Annotated in this window: 1 protein-coding gene; it reads left to right on the top strand. The window is 47.1% G+C overall.

The features are described 5' to 3' along the window. Positions 1-22 precede the first annotated feature (22 nt). Positions 23-543 (top strand): DUF6701 domain-containing protein (locus tag A3766_RS12880; RefSeq protein ID WP_197479559.1); only part of this gene is annotated, 521 nt, incomplete at its 3' end.

The following is a 543-nucleotide window of genomic DNA, read 5'->3' as shown; positions in this document are numbered from 1 at the left end:
TGCCAATGTTGCCGAGAGCAATGTGGCCTTTACATTGGCAGATGATGGTGTTGTGTCGGTGACGCAACAAATAGATGAGGTGGGGGTTTTCACTATGGAAGCCTATGCCGTGCCCGATTATGCGGGTGAAGTCGTCAGCGGTGGTACAAGTGGTAATGTTGGTCGGTTTATCCCTGATCGTTTTGATGTGAGCTTTTCCGTCACAGGAGGAAATTTTGCCCCAGCGTGTAATGTCGTTGGACTATCGCCCTTCACTTATATGAATCAGGCCTTTCAATGGAATACTGTCCCTGAATTGACGATAAGTGCTGTACGTGCTGATGGCACGATTACACAAAACTATGAAGGTGATTTTTGGCGCTTGGGTGCAAACCTGGAGCTAGATGAGTCTTGTGGTGGTAGTGTAGGCGTTAAGGGTTTTTGCTATACCGATAATGCAGCGACGGCGGCGACATTATCCTCGCCAGTTGGAGATATAAGTTATGGTGCGACAACAGATATTGATGGAACGCTTAGCTTACTTATCCACTCTAGTAACCCTAA

The sequence above is a fragment of the Oleiphilus sp. HI0132 genome (genome assembly GCF_001635845.1).
Note: the sequence above shows the minus strand (reverse complement) of the source record. Positions and strands in the feature narration are given on the sequence as shown.